The organism is Mesorhizobium sp. M0909 (genome assembly GCF_040319515.1).
Taxonomy (GTDB): Bacteria; Pseudomonadota; Alphaproteobacteria; order Rhizobiales; family Rhizobiaceae; genus Mesorhizobium.
Map to the genome: position 1 here is coordinate 74,787 of NZ_JAMYOA010000008.1, position 17,233 is coordinate 92,019.

Consider the following 17,233-nt stretch of genomic DNA (forward strand, 5'->3'; position numbering starts at 1 on the left):
GCGCGGCTCTTATCCGTCGGAAATCGAAAGCTTAGTTTAGCTCGCCACGCTGGCCTGCGGCGTCGAGCGCTCGATCAGCATTTGCCGGACGGTCAACATCGAAGCACTCAGTTCGCTGATGGCATCGTCGATCAGCGCCCGCTGCTTCTGCAGACGGGCAAGCTGCTTCTCCGACTTGTCGAGCGCCAGCCGCAATTGCTTTGTGTTGGAGCCGTTCGGATCGTAGAGGTCCATCATCTGCTTGACGTCACGCAGCGAGAATCCGACCTTGCGGCCAAGCAGGATCAGCTTCAGCCGGGCCCTGTCGCGGCGCGTATAGAGGCGGGTCGAGCCGTCGCGCTGCGGGTTGAGTAGACCCTTGTCCTCATAGAAACGCAGCGTACGCAGCGTCACGCCGTATTTCTTGGCCATTTCGCCGATGCGGACAAGCTCTTCACCGGCTTCGCTCGACATATCGTTGGTGTTGGCCGCGGCTTGGCCGGGCGAAATAAGTTTCATGGTCACTGGCTTTCCCCGTCTGATGGCGTCGCGGTCGCGGACCTAGCGTCGCCTGAGTGAAAGCGGGGGCGTGCTTCCACTCGTGGTTTCAACAAACAAATCGCAAACGGCGTAATCCGCTCATTTACGTTTACGTCAATTCTATATCGATAGCCGCCCTACCACGCAAGAGCGTTCTAGGCTTGGAACTTTATGCCGCAGCGCCGGCGGATAACCTAAAAAGTCGTTGCCGATTTCGGGAGCGATCATGCGGCTGATCAAACGTCCACGGCGTCCTTTGTGCGTCCAATAGAAGACACCCGGCGCCGTCCGCAGCCAGCCGACAAAGTTGCAACTTCTTAAGCTTGGTTAACGCGTTGTTTACCACGTTGGGGCGAAATGTGCGCATGTCGGTTACCCGTGTCTATCCTGTATTGAAATTTTTCACGGTTTTCGGAGCGCGGATGAGACCCGGGAAGCTCGTCTTCCACTGCAACAAGCCAAGCAGTCGCCTTCGTCCCGGCAGGACTTTGGGAACCTGGTGAAAGCCAGCAATTCTGAAACGGGCGCATTGATGAACAGCAAGCGGTCCTACCTCGATACACTCAACGCCGGCAGGCAACGCCGGCCGCACACGACGCTTGAAGAGCTCAACCGCTCCCTGGAAACTCTGGAGCAGCGGCTGGAGCGGACGCGCGAGGAGACGACAAACCACCCCGATCCGCGCCGACCAGCGGCAGAACCGCGCTATCCCAGCGCTCAACCCTATGGCCAGCAGCGCCGGTATGAAGACCCACGCGAGGCGCAGCAGCCGAAAGGTCCAGCAGCGGCCTTCGACCAGAACTACCAGGCGATCGCCCGCGATATCGACCGGGTGCGCGGTCAGGAGGACAGCGTCGCCTTAGCCGGCAAGATCGCCGGAGAATTGCGCGGCCTGCGCGAAGAGCTGCGCCAGCAGATGACCTCCGGCCTGCAACGCGAGTTCGACGTACTGCGCAAGAATATTGAGCGAGCCTTCCAGTCAAATGGCGGCGGCAAAGGCAGCGCCGAACTCGGCGTCGAGTTCGAGCGGCTTTCCGGCGCCATCCAGACACTGGCCGAAAAAAGCGACGACAGAAGCGTCAATATGCTGCGGCTCGAGCTTGAGCAGGTCAAGGCCGCGCTCGATACGCTAGCGCGCGAGGAGAGCGTGCAGGCGGTCGGCCGCCGCTGGGACGAATTCGACCGCCGCTGGAACGCCTTCGAGGACCGCGTCGACGCCGATCAGCGCAAGCGCTCCGACGCGCCCGGCCTGTCGGCGCTGACGGAGCGGCTCGAACAGATCAGCAATGCCGTCAGCAATCTGCCGGAATCGCTGTCGCTGCGCTCGCTCGAAGAAAAGGTCCGCACGCTTGCCGGAGCGGTCGATCATTTCGCCCGCCAGCAGGACAATCGCGGCAGCGACACATTCAGCCAGATCGACGAGCGGCTCGACGAGATTTCCCGCGCGATCGTCGCCTCGACGGTTGCCGCGCAAGCCAATTCGTTCGACCCCGAGCCCTTCGAACGCATCGAGAAGCGGATCGATTCACTGGCCCAGCAAATCGAAGAAGTGTCGCAGGATCGTCCGGGCCGGGAGGTCATCGACCGGCTCAACACATTGTCGAGCCGCGTGGACGAACTGGCCGGCCGAGCCAATCTGCCGGAACAGGCGATGGAGCGCCTTGCCAGGCAAATCGCGCTTATCTCCGACAAGATCGACCACGCACCGGCCATGCCCGACGCCGATTACATCTTCCAGGGGCTCGAGCAGCGCTTCGACGTGCTATCCAGCATGATGGAACGCCGCCAGGGCGACGCCATCGAACAAGGCAACATGCTGTTTCGCGACCTCGAGCGCCGGTTGGACGAGGTCGCCGACAGGCTGGACCAGCGCATGCCGCAGGTCGACAACGCCGACATCATGGATGCCATCGACGCCCGCTTCACCGCGCTGGCCAAGCGGATGGAGACACGCGTTCCAGATCCCGCCAACGAGGCGGCGATCCGCGGCCTGGAGAGCCGGCTCGAAGACATCTCAAGCCGGCTGGATTCGTCCGCCGCACAAGTCGCCAGCATCGACCCGGCTTTGATCCGCAGCCTCGAAGCGCAGGTCGCCGGCCTGACGGCGCACCTTTCCAAGCCCGGCACGCCGCTGCCGGAATTCGACGACATCAGCCCGCGTCTCAACGAAATCGAGAAATCGCTGGCCGGAACCCGCGATTCCATCCTCGGCGCGGCGCGCGAGGCGGCCGAGAGTGCCGTCCGCTCGCTGGCCGGATCAAGCGCCAACACGGCGGCCGTTACCGGCCTCGCCCAGGACCTGAAGACGCTCGAGGCGCTGACGCGCCGTTCGGACGAGCGCAATTCGAGGACGTTCGAGGCTATCCACGATACGCTGCTCAAGATCGTTGACAGGCTTGGTTCACTGGAGACCGGCGAACCGGCAAGCGCGGAGTTGAGTAAGCGCTCCGGGCGGGCATCCAAGATCTCGGTGCAGGATGCACCGTCGATGGACCTCGACCAGCCGCTGCCGTTGACGGGCAACATGGCCGATCTCGACGGCCGCGCCGCGGCGCTCGTGCGCGGAGAGCCAGGTCCGCGAACGCCGGCCGAGGCCGCCGCGGCAGCCGCCCTGGCGGCTCTCGGTTCAGACACGACACGTGAAAAGAACGAACAAGGCGGCGGCAGGAAATCGATGTTAGGCGGGCTGGCGCGCGCCTTGAAGGGCAAGAAGGAGACCGAGACGCCGCCGCTTGCAGGCTCGGCGCCGAGCGCCGAGATACCGAGCGTCGATCTCGACGAGCCCCTCGACCCCAAGCTCGCCAACCGGCCACTGGAACCCGGCTCCGGCGCACCCGACCTCAGCGCCATCATGAAGCGCGTGCGCGACGAGCGCGGGCAGCCGGCCCGGGAAGGCAGCGCCGAGGCGGCGAAATCGGACTTCATCGCGGCAGCCAGAAGGGCTGCGCAAGCGGCGGCCGCCGAGGCGGACGCCCTCAAGCGCCAGTCGACGATGAAAGGCCCGGTCAAGGCACTCAGGATCGGCGACCTGCTCAAGGCGCGGCGCAAGCCGATCCTGATGGGGGCAATCGCCATCATGCTGGCGCTTGCCGGCCTGCAACTGGGCAAAGCCTTCTTCTCCGACCCGGTCGAAGTCGCCGACAATGAGGCGGCACCAGCCGTGGCCGTACAGCCGGTGGAAACCGCATTAGCCAGCGTTGCCAGCGAGCCGAAGGCGGACACGCAGACAACAACACAGGAGAGCGAGCCGTCGCCCACCGTCAGGCAGGCCGAGCCATCCGCATCGATGACCAAGGACGACACGGCGGCGCAAACCGGCCCCGCCACACAGGCAGCCGAAGCATCGACGGCGCCCTCGCCTTCCGGAGCGTCCGCTGACCTGGCGGCGCCAGACACCACGGCCGCAGTGCCCGCGCCGGCAGCGGCGACGGCCAGCGACGCCGAGCCAAAGCCTATCGCGCCTGCTATGGCCCCCGCTGCGACGCAGGACACGACCGGCACTGTGCCGCCGGCGGATGCTGCCCCGGCAGGCGTTGCCAAGATCGACGTTCCGGCCGATGCCGGTCCGGCCGCCCTGCGCGATGCAGCGGCCGGCGGCGACGCCAAGGCGCTGTTCGAGATCGGCTCGCGCTACGCCGAGTCACGCAGTGTCAAGGAAGACATGACGGCGGCGGCCAAATGGTATGAGAGAGCTGCCGAACTCGGTTTCGCACCGGCAGAATACCGCATCGGCAATTTCTACGAGAAGGGCATCGGCGTCGCACGCGACATCAAGAAAGCGAAGACCTGGTACCAGCTTGCCGCAGAGCAGGGCAATGCCAGCGCAATGCACAATCTTGCCGTGCTGTTTGCGATGGCGGCGGACGGCGTGACCGACAACGAATCGGCAGCACGCTGGTTCCAGGCGGCGGCGGATCTCGGCGTCAAGGACAGCCAGTTCAATCTCGGCATCCTCGCGGCGAAGGGTGTCGGCATGAAGCAGAATCTCGAGGAGAGCTATAAATGGTTCGCGCTCGTCGCCAAGACCGGCGACAAGGATGCAGCGGCCAAGCGCGACGAGATCGCCAAGGCGCTGAGGCCCGAGCAGTTGGAGCGTGCGCGGGCCGCGGCTGAACTGTGGACAGCCAAGCCGCTCGATCCAGCCGCCAATTCGGCCGACATTCCTGAATCGTGGCAGGACGGCACACCGCAGACGACCGCCGGCATCGATATGAAGAAAGCGGTCCAGAACATCCAGCGCATTCTCAACAAGAACGGCTACGAGGCCGGCAATCCCGACGGCATGATGGGCCTGAAAACCAAGAACGCAATCATGGCCTTCCAGGCCGACAACGATATGAGGGCAACCGGCGCGATCGACGAAAAGCTGGTCAAGGCGCTGCTCGCGCGTAAATAACGGCAGATGCGTCGTTTCCGCGACGCCCTTGCCACAGATTTGCCTGTTAACTGATTGAGTTGTTTTTTGTTTCGGCGGCGCGGCGAAGTTTGACTTCACCGCCCGGCCGGCGCAAGAACGAAATAGCCTTTTGGCGCAAAATGCCCGCAACGGTTGCATTCGCCAGGAGGCAAACTGATCGAGACTGACGGGTGGGCATCTATCTCCCGATCGCGGAAATTTCCGTCAACATCTTCGTGCTGCTGGCCATGGGTGCGGCGGTGGGTTTCCTGTCGGGCATGTTCGGCGTGGGCGGCGGCTTTCTCATTACGCCGCTGCTGATCTTCTACAACATACCGCCGGCAATCGCGGTCGCCACCGGCGCCAACCAGGTCATCGCTTCCTCCTTCTCCGGCGCCCTGTCGCACATGAAGCGCGGCACGCTCGACTTCAAGCTTGGCGGCGTGCTTTTAGGCGGCGGCATCGTCGGCTCGACCGGTGGTATCTATGTCTTTGCGCTCCTGCGCCGGCTCGGCCAGCTCGACCTGTTTATCTCGCTGCTCTACGTCGTGCTGCTCGGCACTGTCGGCGGACTGATGCTCGTCGAGAGTGTCAACGCATTGCGCGCCACTCGCAGCGGCGCCGCACCGGTCTTGAAGAAATCCGGCCAGCACAATTGGATCCACCGCCTGCCCCTGAAGATGCGGTTCAGGGCCTCGAAGCTCTTCGTCAGCGTCATTCCGGTGCTTGGGCTGGGCGCGGCGATTGGCTTCCTGTCGTCGATCATGGGCGTCGGCGGCGGCTTCATCATGGTGCCGGCCCTGATCTACCTTTTGAAAGTGCCGACCAACGTCGTCATCGGCACCTCGCTGTTCCAGATCATCTTCACCTCGGCCTACACCACGCTGGTCCACGCCACCACCAACCAGACGGTCGACGTCATGCTCGCTTTCCTGTTGATGGCAGGCGGCGTCGCCGGCGCGCAATATGGCGCCAAGGCCGGTCAGCGGCTGCGGGGCGAGCAACTCAGGGCGCTGCTGGCGCTGCTGGTGCTGGCGGTCGCCATCCGGCTTGCCATCGATCTCTTCGTCACGCCACCCAATCTCTATTCGCTGTCCGGCGTGGGCCTGAGCTGATGGCTGGCTTCAGGACGCTCGCGGCCGCCGCCTTGCTGTCGCTGCTGGCGGCTGCGCCGCCGGCGAAGGCGCAGGCGCTTCTGACCGAAAATATCCAGATCGGCCTTTCGACCGACAATGTCTCGATTACCGCCGGCTTTTCCGGCGCCGACCTGACCATCTTCGGCTCGCTGGAAAATGCGGATCCGCTTGTCGCGCGGCAAGGGCGCTACGACGTGATCGTCGTGCTGGAAGGCCCGGCCCGACCGGTCGTCGTGCGCCGCAAGGACCGGGTGCTCGGCGTCTGGGTCAATCTGGAGTCGGAGACCTTCAAAAACGTACCTGTCTCCTATTCGGTGGCGACGACGCGGCCGCTGCAGGACGTCACCGATCCCAACAGCTACAAGCAGCTGTCGCTTGGCGCCTCGAACCTCTATTTGCAGCCGGCCGACGCCGGCGACAGCCCGGCCACAATCGAGGAGTTCACCGCCGCGCTGCGCGAACGCAAGGCGGCGACCGGCCTCTACAGCGAGAATGTCGGGGGTGTGCAGTTCCTGTCGCAGAACCTGTTCCGCGCCACAGTCAGGCTCGCCCCAAACGTTCCGGTCGGCACCCATAAGGCCCGCGCCTTCCTATTCAAGAGCGGCCTGTTCATCAAGGAAAGCTCCGCCCAGCTCGAAATCCGCAAGTCCGGTTTCGAACAGTCGATCTTCCGCGTCGCCCACGACTACTCGTTCCTCTACGGTGTCTTTGCCGTATCGCTGGCCATGCTGACAGGCTGGCTCGGAAGACTGGTCTTCAGGAAAGACTGAACTCTCGTAAAAGTGGTTTCCCTTTCCGAGGGTATGGGTTAGACCGCGACCCCCGGGCCCGACCGGACACGAGCTGCTGCTCCCCAAATCAGAAATACAGGAACGCACGATGCGACCAGCATTCGCCGGGATCGACTTCGGCACTTCGAATTCCACCGTAAGTGTGGTCAGGAACGGGCAGCCGAGGCTGGTGGCGTTGGAAGACGGCCAGGTCACGCTGCCCAGTGCGGTATTTTTCAATTTCGAGGACAACCGCACCTATTTCGGGCGACGCGCCCTTGCCAACTATACGGACAGTATCGAAGGCCGCCTGATGCGCTCGTTGAAGAGTGTGCTCGGCAGCTCGCTCGCCCACGAAAAGACACGCATCAAGGCGCGCTCGATCGGCTTCATGGAGATTGTCGGCCTGTTCGTCGGCCATCTGAAAAAGAAGCTGGAAGAAGAAGCCCATGACGCGGTCGATAGCGTCGTGCTGGGACGGCCCGTGCAGTTCGTCGACGACGATGCCCAGGCTGACGCGAAGGCGGAGCACGAACTCGAAAATGCCGCTCGTGCCCACGGCTTCAAGCACATCGCCTTCCAGTTCGAACCGATTGCCGCGGCACTCGACTACGAACAAAAGGTGACGCGCGAGGAACTGGCGCTGATCGTCGACATGGGCGGCGGCACGTCCGACTTCTCCATCGTGCGCGTCTCGCCCGAGCGCGCCCGCTCGCTTGACCGCAAGGACGACATCCTGGCCAGCCGCGGCATCCACATCGGCGGCACCGACTTCGACCGGCTGTTGAGCATCGCGCATGTGATGCCGCAGCTCGGCTATCTCTCACTGACCAAGGATGGCAAACGTAATCTGCCGGCGAGCTACTTCATCGATCTGGCGACGTGGCAGCGCATCAACCTGGTCTATATCGCGAGGGCGATGACGCACCTGCGCCAGATCCGCTATGAGGCGGAGCGCGCAGACCTGGTCGACCGCTTCATCCACATCGTCGAGCATCGTTACGGCCACGCGCTGGCGGCGCTGGTCGAAAAGGCCAAGATCGAGCTGACGGACCGTTCGTCGGCCGATGTCGAGGTCGCGCTGCCAGAGGTGAGGTTCACGGCAGAAATCACGCGCAAGGGTCTCGAAGCCACCATAGCCAGGGACATTGAGCGTGTTGCGGCTACAGTCGAGCAGACCATCCGCGACGCACAGGTGAAGGCCTCGGACATCACCGCGGTGTTCTTGACCGGCGGATCGACCGCGATCCCGCTGGCCAGGCAGCGGATCCTGGCGCTGGTGCCGCAGGCGTCGGTAATCCAAGGTGATGTGTTCGGCTCGGTCGGGCTTGGGCTGGCGCTCGACGCGCAGCGGAAGTTCGGCTGATCGGCTTAAAGCGGCGCGAGTCTCTCAGCTTTGCCGCCAAGATGCGCCTTGAGCGCCATCTGGGCTAGGCTCGGCTGCCGGTCGCGATGCGTGATCATGGCAAATTCGCGCTTCGGCAGATCGACCGGCACAGAACGTAGGCTACCTTCGGCGACCGCGCGGGCGACGACGAGTTCCGAGATGATGCTGGCGCCGGCGCCGGCCTCGACCGCCTGGCGAATAGCCTCATTGCTCGGCAATACCAGGAATATCTGCAGGTCCGCGAACGAAATCCCGTCGCGTCGGGCAAGGTCCTCCAGCGCCTCGCGCGTGCCCGACCCGCCTTCGCGAATGATCCAGCGAAGCCCGCCAAGGTCGGGATGTCCAGGCGAAACTTCCGCGATCTCAGGGTGCGAGCGCGCCACGACCAGCATCATGCGATCGATATCGACCTTGGCACGCCGCAAAATGTCGGATTCGGTGCGCCCCTCGACCAGGCCAAAATCGGCTGCGCCATCAAGTACATCGGTCTCGACCTGCCTGGTGTTGCCAATGCTCACGCTCAGCCTGACGGCAGGATAGGCTTCGTGGAAAGAGGCGAGCCGGCGCGGCAGCCAATAGCTGGCAATGGTCTGGCTGGCAGCGATCGAGAGACTGCCGGTGATCGTTTGCGAGACATGCTCCAGCACGTTGTGGGCGGCCGCAGCCCGCTCGAGGACCGCCTTGGCCTCGGGCAAGAATCGGCGTCCGGTTTCGGCGAGCTCGATGTTGCGGCCGACGCGGTTGAACAACTGGACGCCATGCTGCTGTTCGAGCGAGCGGATCGCGGCGGATGCGGCCGACTGTGAGATGCCCAGCAACTCGGCCGCTTTGGTCATGTGCGCCCGTTCGGCGACGGCGACGAAGATCCGCAACTGGTCCAGGGTCATTCCGACACTAAGAAGCAAATCCGATTGGAATTACAAGAGCAAGTTGTTAGACGGATCGGTCGCTTTGTTCTAAATTTTGGCTCGAAATTGGAAGAAAGTCGCGCCAGAGCAGTCGAGGGTAGAATTGGTGGGGCGGTTCAAATCCGTGTTTGCGCACTGGACCCGCAGCCTGCGGCGGCGGCTCTTGGGTGAACGCTATCGGCCGGAAGAGCATTACATGCGCGGCCCAGGCCCGAAGACGAGAGCCAAGTTCGCGGAGCGCAAGAGCATCACCGGATCATGACCAACAACCTGCTGCGCGGAGCCAATTCGGCACCATCACAACGGCCGCTTGCCGATACGCGAGCGCCCGCTGAACGCGACGGCGTCGATACTTCGCCTGATGTCTCCGACAGCATCGCCAAGACCACCTGCTATATGTGCGCCTGCCGCTGCGGCATCGACGTCCATATCAAAGACGGCAAGGTCCGCTACATCAACGGCAACAAGGATCATCCGGTCAATCGCGGCGTGCTGTGCGGCAAAGGCAGCGCCGGCATCATGCAGCATTACAGCCCGGCCCGGCTGACGAAACCATTGCTGCGCACCGGACTGCGCGGCTCGGGCGAGTTCCGCGAGATCGAGTGGGAGGAAGCTTTGTCGCTCGCGACAGAACGGCTTTCGAACATCCGCCAGACCGATCCGAAGAAACTCGCCTTCTTCACCGGCCGCGACCAGTCGCAATCGCTGACCGGTTGGTGGGCGAGCCAGTTCGGCACGCCGAACTTCGCAGCCCATGGCGGTTTCTGCTCGGTGAACATGGCAGCCGGCGGCCTCTACACGATTGGCGGCTCGTTCTGGGAGTTCGGCGAGCCCGACTGGGACAACACCAAGTATTTCATGCTGTTCGGGGTTGCCGAAGACCATGATTCCAATCCGATCAAGATCGGCCTCGGCAAGCTCAAGGCGCGCGGCGCCAAGGTGGTTTCAATCAATCCCTGCCGCACCGGCTACAACGCGATTGCCGACGACTGGATCGGCATCCGGCCCGGCACCGACGGCCTGTTTGTGTTCGCCCTCATCCACGAATTGCTGAAGGCAGGGCGCGTCGATCTCGACTACCTCTTGCGCTACACCAACGCCCACATCCTGGTCATTCAGGAGCCTGGAGCCGCCGATGACGGGCTGTTCATGCGCGACTGCGACGGCAATCCGCTGGCTTGGGACAGGGTGGCGAAGACGCCTGTCGACGCCGGCGATACCGACGCAAAGCCCGCACTGACCGGCAGCGTTCTCGTCGACGGCCGCCGCTGCGTGCCGGTCTTCCAACTCGTCGCCGACCGCTATCTGGACGAGTGCTATTCACCCGACGCCGTCGCTGATCGGTGCGGCATCTCCGCCGACACGATCCGACGCATTGCTGCAGAACTCGCTCATGTCGCCTTCGAACAGCAAATCGAACTGCCGGTGGCCTGGACGGACTGGGCCGGCCGCCGGCACAAGACCATCAAGGGTCGGCCGGTGTCGATGCATGCGATGCGCGGCATCTCGGCCCATTCGAACGGGTTTCACACTTGCCGCGCCATTCATCTGCTTCAGGTGCTTCTCGGCACGGTGGACGTGCCGGGCGGCTTCCGCTTCAAACCGCCTTATCCGCGGTCCGCGCCGCCGGGTCCAAAGCCCGCCGGCAAGAATGTGAAGCCGATGACACCGCTCGAAGGCATGCCGCTCGGCTTCGTCTGCGGACCTGAGGACCTGCTGATCGATGAAGGCAGCAGGCCTGTTCGTATCGACAAGGCATACTCCTGGGACGCGCCGCTGGCCGCCCATGGGCTCATGCACACGGTCATCCGTAACGCCTGGGCAGGCGATCCCTACAAGATCGACACTCTGTTCATGTACATGTCCAACATGGCCTGGAACTCGTCGATGAATACGGTCGAGACGATGGCGATGCTGACCGATATCGATGCGGCGGGCGAGTACAAGATCCCGTTCATCATCTATTCCGACGCTTATTATTCCGAGACCGTGCCTTTTGCGGATCTGGTGCTGCCGGACACGACCTATCTCGAGCGTCATGACTGTATCAGTCTGCTCGACCGGCCGATCAGCCACGCCGACGGTCCGGGCGACGCCATCCGCCACCCCGTCGTCGAGCCGGACCGCGACGTCAGGCCGTTCCAGACGGTGCTGATCGAACTCGGCGCGCGGCTCGGTCTGCCCGGTTTCGTCGATGACGACGGCTCCGCCAAATACCGCGACTATGCCGACTACATCGTCAATCACGAGCGTACGCCAGGTGTCGGTCCACTCGCCGGCTGGCGCGGCAAGGACGGGACCTTGGTCGGCAAGGGCGACGTCAATCCCGACCAGTTGCAGCGCTACATCGACAATGGCGGCTTCTGGCACCAGGATTTCGCGGCCGATCAGCGCTACTACAAGATGGCCAACCGCTCCTATCTCGACTTCGCGGAGAGCATGGGCTTCACCCCGAAAGCCGAGCCGATCGTGTTCCAACTCTATTCCGAGCCGATGCAGCGCTTCCGCCTGGCGGCACGCGGCCATGGCCGGGTGCTGCCGCCGGAAGCCGAGCGTAGCCGCATCGAGACCTATATGGATCCGCTGCCGTTCTGGTATGCGCCCTTCGAAGAGACTGCGGTTGACAGCCAAGCCTATCCGCTGCACGCGCTGACGCAGCGGCCAATGCACATGTATCATTCCTGGGGCTCGCAGAATGCCTGGCTAAGGCAGATCACCAGCCAGAACCGGCTGTTCGTGCATCACCGGACCGCCGCCAGCCTCGGGCTTGTCGATGACGACTGGGTATGGATCGAGAGCATCAACGGCAAGGTCAAAGGACAGGTCAAGCTGGTCGACGGCGTCAACGCCGATACGGTGTGGACGTGGAATGCGATCGGCAAGCGTCGCGGCAGCTGGGGGCTCAAGGACGACGCGGCCGAATCCAATCGCGGCTTCCTGCTCAACCACATCATCGGCGACCAGACCTCCGCCGATGCCAGCGGCAAACGCTATTCGAATTCCGATCCGGTGACCGGCCAGGCGGCGTGGTTCGACCTGCGCGTGCGCATCGTCAAATGCGCGGCCGAGGAAGCCGGCTTCACCGAGCCGCAGTTCGAGCGGTTCCGGCAGCCACCGCATTTCGAACCCTCGCCCGACAAGCTCACTTTCGGCGCAGAGTTCCGCCGGGAAAGAGAAGCTGCCAGACCATGACCTGCCTTCCCGCCCAAACCGACAAGAAGCTCGGCCTCGTCATCGATCTCGACACCTGCGTCGGCTGTCAGGCCTGCGTCACCGCCTGCAAGGAATGGAACACCGGCGGCCACATGGCGCCGCTGACCGACATCGATCCTTATGGCGGCGACGCCGACGGGGTCTGGTTCAACCGCGTGCACAGCTATGAGCACATGACTGAGATGGGTGGGCGCACAGTCAATTTCCCGCGCTCCTGTCTGCATTGCGAGACACCGGCCTGTGTCACCGTATGCCCGACCGGCGCCTCCTACAAACGGGCCTCGGACGGCATTGTGCTGGTCGACGAGGACAAGTGCATCGGCTGCAAATTGTGCAGCTGGGCCTGCCCTTATGGCGCGCGCGAGTTCGACACCGATGTCGGCGTGATGAAGAAATGCACGCTGTGCGTCGACCGTATCTACAACGACAATCTGGCGGAAGAAGATCGCGTGCCGGCCTGCGTCGCTGCTTGCCCGACCAGCGCGCGGCATTTCGGCGATCTGGGCGATCCGGCATCGGCTATCTCGCAACTGGTGGCCGAGCGCGGCGGTGTCGATCTGATGCCGGAAATGGGCTATAAGCCGACCAACAAATATCTGCCGCCACGTGCCCACACCACCCGCGCCGCATCGGTGCCGGCGCCGGCGCTTGAAGCGGTGCGGGCCGAAGGCGGCTTCCTCGGCTGGGTCGACCGCATGCTTTCGAACTAACCCGCGTCTCATGCATCCAGCATTTTCCGTCGTCTTTTTCACCACCGCCACGGGCGCCGGTTACAGCCTGCTCGCACTCCTTGGCGTGCTCGCCGGACAGGGCTTTATCCCGCCCGATTTCTGGCTTGGCCTCACCGGCATGGGGCTGGCGCTTGGCCTGATCTCGGCAGGCCTGCTGTCGTCGGCCGGCCATCTCGGCCGTCCCGAACGCGCCTGGCGTGCCTTCTCGCAATGGCGAAGCTCCTGGCTGTCACGCGAAGGCGTTGCGTCGGTTGCGACCTTCATCCCGGCGGGACTGTTCGGTACTGGCTGGGTGGTCCTCGGCCGTACGAGCGGCTGGGTGGCTGTCGCCGGGCTGCTCGCTGCCATCGGCGCGGTCGCAACCGTCTGCACCACCGGCATGATCTACGCGTCGTTGAAGCCTATCGCCCAATGGCACAGCCGCTTCACCCTGCCCGGCTATCTGATCTTTTCGGCAATGACCGGCTGCGTGCTGCTCAATGCGCTGCTGCAGGGTTTTGCCGTCGGCTCGAATACGCTTCTCGCGGCTGCCCTATTGCTGACCGTGCTCGGCTGGGGCTGGAAGCTGGCGACCTGGCGGCATAACGACCGGCTGGAAATCCCGACCACCGCCAACTCGGCGACGGGTCTGGCCGGCGGCACGGTGCGGTCGATGGAATGGCCGCATACCGAGGAAAACTACTTGCTCAAGGAGATGGGTTTCCGCATCGCGCGCAAGCACAGCGTGCGGCTACGCCAGATCACGCAGGTGCTCGCCTTTGCTTTGCCTGCGTTGCTGTTGGTCGCGGCGTTCGCCTTGCCGTGGCCCTATGCGGCGGTTTCGTCGATGCTCGCCGCAATCGCCCAGCTCGCCGGCATGCTGGTCGAGCGCTGGCTGTTCTTCGCCGAGGCCAAGCACACCGTCACCTTGTACTACGGAAGGTAGGTTCAGCCCGGCCTGAGCATCGCGTGGGAAATCGCGAAGATGCGTTCGGTGCCAAGCATGTAGGCCATCAGCGTTTCGCGGCGGAACAGCCCGGCATAGGCGCGATCAAGCAGATTGAGCGAGCCGGTATAGGCGCCGAAGGCCGGCATGATCATGCGGCCACCATCGCCGGCAAAGCAGCGCCGCCGCACCGAGCGGCCTTGCTGCACGATGCGGGCGCAAGGATGCAGATGGCCTGATATCTCGCCCTCCACCCTTACCGCCGAAGGCTCGTGCCGGAAGAGCAGAGAGCCGATGGCCAATTCGCGCACGGTCTCGCCGGGCAGGTCGGCCGGTGCTTCAGGATCATGATTGCCGGTGACCCAGAACCAGTCGCGCCCTACCATCACCCCTTCCAGCCTTTCGCGAAAGCTTGCGTGCATGCGCGCGGCGCCGCCGCCATCGTGAAAACTGTCCCCCAGGCTGATGACGATCGAAGGCTGGTAGTCGGCGATTACCGCTTGCAAGCGGAGTAACGTGGCTCCGGTGTCGTAAGGGGGAACCAGCGTGCCGCGCCTGGCCAGCGAGGAGCCTTTTTCCAGATGCAGATCGGACACGGCCAGAAGCCGAAATTCGGGAAAGTAGAGCACGCCGCGGCGGTCGCAGACCGCGCGTTCGCGGGCGATATCGACAGAGCCTACCTCCGCCAGAGGTGCAGCCATGGCCAGCGCGACAGTCATTTCGTCCCCATGGCCTCCTCGACCAGCGTGGCTGCATCCATCAGCAGCGTGTCATCGGCCTCGCCGTGCACCGGCATTTTGCCGATCTCGAGCATGATCGGCACGGCGAGCGGCGATATTTGCTCGAGGTTCTTATGCATGATTCGACCCTGGACGCGCGAGAGCATCTCGGCAAGTCTGCTGACATCCAGCAGACCGGTCGCGGCGTCGGCACGCGTCGCCTGCAGCAGGATATGGTCAGGCTCATGGCTGCGCAGCACGTCGTAGATGAGATCCGTCGACACGGTCACCTGGCGGCCGCTCTTCTCTTGGCCCGGGTGGCGTTTCTCGATCAATCCCGAGATCAGCGCGCAATTGCGAAAGGTGCGCTTCAACAACCAACTGCCAGCGAGCCAGGCTTCGAGGTCGTCGCCCAGCATGTCCTCATCGAAGAGCGCTGCCAGCGACGGTTTCTTCGCCCTGAACATCCGGCCCATATCGGCAAGCGACCATATGGCAAGCGCATAGTCGGTGGCGACGAAGCCGAGCGGCTTGGCCCCCGCTCTGTCGAGGCGGCGGGTGAGCAGCATGCCGAGCGTCTGGTGCGCCAGCCTGCCCTCGAACGGATAGGCCACCAGATAGTAGCGGTTGCCGCGCGGAAAAGTCTCGATCAGCAGATCGTCGCGTTTCGGCAGCACCGACTTGTCGGCCTGGAAACGTAGCCAGTCGGCGACCTGCTCCGGCAGTTTCTTCCAGCGCTGCGGATCGTCCAGCATGGCGCGGACCTGTTCGGCCAGGTACGTCGAAAGCGGGAATTTGCCACCACCGTAATACGGGACCTTGGCGTCGCTGCCGGGTGCATTCGAAACGAAGCACTCATTATCGCGGATACCTTCGAAGCGCAGCACCTTGCCGGCGAACATGAAGGTGTCGCCATGCGTCAGCGTTTCGAGGAACGCCTCCTCGATCTTGCCCAGAACCCGGCCGCCACGCGAAGCCGCGCCTCTGCTGCCGGGCTGGACGTAGCGGACGTTGAGCGCCGGCACTTCGATGATGGTGCCGACATTGAGCCGGTATTGCTGGGCGACGCGAGGATTTGAGACCCGCCACAGCCCGTCCTTGTTGAGACGAATACGGGCGTAGCGTTCGTAGTTCTTCAGCGCATAGCCGCCGGTGGCGACGAAATCGATGACGCGATCGAATGTCGGCCGATCGAGATCGGCGTAGGGTGCTGCCATCCGCACTTCCTCAAACAGCGCATCGGCATGGAACGGAGCGCCGCAGGCACAGCCCAGCACATGCTGCGCCAGCACGTCGAGCCCGCCATTGACCAGCGGTGGCGTATCCTGGGCACCGAGATAATTGGCATCGAGCGCCGCCCTGCATTCCAGCACCTCGAAGCGGTTGGCCGGAATCAGGATCGCCTTGGACGGTTCGTCCATACGGTGGTTGGCGCGGCCGATGCGCTGCGCCAGCCGGCTGGCACCTTTCGGCGCGCCGACATGGACGACCAGGTCGACATCGCCCCAGTCGATGCCGAGGTCGAGCGTCGAGGTGGCGACGATCGCACGCAAGGCATTCTCGCCCATCGCCTTTTCGACGCGCCGGCGCTGGGCGACATCGAGCGAACCGTGATGCAGCGCGATCGGCAATGTGTCCTCGTTGACCCGCCACAACTCCTGGAACAGCAGCTCCGCCTGGCTGCGTGTGTTGACGAACAGCAGGGTTGTCTTGTGGCGCTTGATCTCGTTGTAGATCTCCGGCGTTGCATAACGGGCCGAATGTCCCGCCCACGGCACGCGCTCCTCCGAATCGAGAATGGAGATGTCTGGCTTGGCCCCGCCGGTGACGACGATCAGTTCGGCCATCGGCCCTGGTGGATTCTGGCTGACCAGCCACCGCCGCAATTCGTCGGGCTCGGCGACCGTCGCCGACAGGCCTATCGTCTGCAGGGCGGGCACAAACGAGCGCAGCCGGGCCAGCCCGAGCGACAGGAGATGCCCGCGCTTCGAGGTCACCAGCGAATGTAATTCGTCGAGCACGACATAGCGCAGGTCCTCGAAGAAGCGCCTGGCATCGGGCGCGGCAATCAGCAGCGCCAGTTGCTCGGGCGTGGTCAGGAGAATGTCGGGCGGCGCCAGCTTCTGCCGCTGGCGCTTGTGTGCGGGCGTGTCACCGGTGCGCGTCTCGACGGTGACCGGCAGCCCGATTTCTGCGACGGGTTTGCCGAGATTGCGCTCGATGTCGACGGCCAGCGCCTTCAGCGGCGAGATGTAGAGTGTATGGATGCCTCGATGCGCCTGCCCCGGCCTTCTCCTCGGTCGGCCGGCCAGTTCGGTCAGCGATGGCAAGAACCCGGCCAGCGTCTTGCCGGCGCCTGTCGGGGCGATCAGCAATACCGACTGCCCGTCCTGGGCTTTGGCCAGCAAATCGATCTGGTGGGCGCGCGGCGACCAGCCCTTTTCCGCAAACCATTTGACGAATGGCTCGGGCAGGACGACGGCGGCATTCTGTTGGGCAAGGCGCGGCTGCTCTGTCACGTGCCAGAGG

General features: G+C 63.8%; 11 protein-coding genes. 7 read left to right on the top strand and 4 right to left on the bottom strand.

What is annotated here, in order from left to right:
* Window positions 1–36: 36 nt before the first annotated feature.
* Window positions 37–498 (bottom strand): MerR family transcriptional regulator, encoded by a 462-nt coding sequence (locus tag NKH83_RS14745; protein ID WP_254816399.1) that lies wholly within the window; start codon window positions 496–498, stop codon window positions 37–39.
* 553 nt (window positions 499–1,051) lie between these two features.
* On the opposite strand from NKH83_RS14745, the gene NKH83_RS14750 reads away from it, so the two are divergent.
* The 4 genes from NKH83_RS14750 (at window position 1,052) to NKH83_RS14765 (ending at window position 8,187) form a co-directional block, all read left to right on the top strand.
* Complete coding sequence (locus tag NKH83_RS14750) at window positions 1,052–4,915, top strand: peptidoglycan-binding protein (RefSeq protein WP_352475941.1); 3,864 nt, start codon at window positions 1,052–1,054, stop codon at window positions 4,913–4,915.
* A gap of 191 nt (window positions 4,916–5,106) precedes the next feature.
* Window positions 5,107–6,030, top strand: coding sequence for a sulfite exporter TauE/SafE family protein (locus NKH83_RS14755; RefSeq protein WP_254816309.1), 924 nt, complete (start codon window positions 5,107–5,109; stop codon window positions 6,028–6,030).
* A complete protein-coding gene (locus NKH83_RS14760; RefSeq protein WP_352475942.1) occupies window positions 6,030–6,821 on the top strand; it encodes a TIGR02186 family protein in 792 nt (263 codons plus the stop codon). The genes NKH83_RS14755 and NKH83_RS14760 overlap by 1 nt, the downstream gene beginning before the upstream one ends.
* Window positions 6,822–6,930: 109 nt before the next feature.
* Window positions 6,931–8,187 (top strand): Hsp70 family protein, encoded by a 1,257-nt coding sequence (locus NKH83_RS14765; RefSeq protein ID WP_352475943.1) that lies wholly within the window; start codon window positions 6,931–6,933, stop codon window positions 8,185–8,187.
* 5 nt (window positions 8,188–8,192) lie between these two features.
* Here NKH83_RS14765 and NKH83_RS14770 read toward each other — a convergent pair whose 3' ends face one another.
* A complete protein-coding gene (locus NKH83_RS14770) occupies window positions 8,193–9,095 on the bottom strand; it encodes a LysR substrate-binding domain-containing protein (RefSeq protein WP_352475944.1) in 903 nt (300 codons plus the stop codon).
* 279 nt (window positions 9,096–9,374) lie between these two features.
* Here NKH83_RS14770 and NKH83_RS14775 point away from each other — a divergent pair, with 279 nt between their 5' ends.
* From NKH83_RS14775 to NKH83_RS14785, 3 genes are read left to right on the top strand one after another with little or no spacing between them, the layout of a single operon-like run.
* The gene (locus tag NKH83_RS14775; protein WP_352805402.1) at window positions 9,375–12,308 is read left to right on the top strand and encodes a molybdopterin oxidoreductase family protein; all 2,934 of its coding nucleotides are present in this window, start codon (window positions 9,375–9,377) and stop codon (window positions 12,306–12,308) included.
* Window positions 12,305–13,039, top strand: coding sequence for a 4Fe-4S dicluster domain-containing protein (locus NKH83_RS14780; protein WP_254816304.1), 735 nt, complete (start codon window positions 12,305–12,307; stop codon window positions 13,037–13,039). The genes NKH83_RS14775 and NKH83_RS14780 overlap by 4 nt, the downstream gene beginning before the upstream one ends.
* A gap of 10 nt (window positions 13,040–13,049) precedes the next feature.
* Window positions 13,050–13,985, top strand: coding sequence for a dimethyl sulfoxide reductase anchor subunit family protein (locus tag NKH83_RS14785; protein WP_352475947.1), 936 nt, complete (start codon window positions 13,050–13,052; stop codon window positions 13,983–13,985).
* A 2-nt stretch (window positions 13,986–13,987) separates the two neighbouring features.
* Here NKH83_RS14785 and pdeM read toward each other — a convergent pair whose 3' ends face one another.
* A complete protein-coding gene (gene pdeM, locus NKH83_RS14790; protein WP_352805406.1) occupies window positions 13,988–14,704 on the bottom strand; it encodes a ligase-associated DNA damage response endonuclease PdeM in 717 nt (238 codons plus the stop codon).
* The gene (locus NKH83_RS14795; RefSeq protein WP_352475949.1) at window positions 14,701–17,223 is read right to left on the bottom strand and encodes a ligase-associated DNA damage response DEXH box helicase; all 2,523 of its coding nucleotides are present in this window, start codon (window positions 17,221–17,223) and stop codon (window positions 14,701–14,703) included. The genes pdeM and NKH83_RS14795 overlap by 4 nt, the downstream gene beginning before the upstream one ends.
* Between the last annotated feature and the right edge of the window lie 10 nt (window positions 17,224–17,233).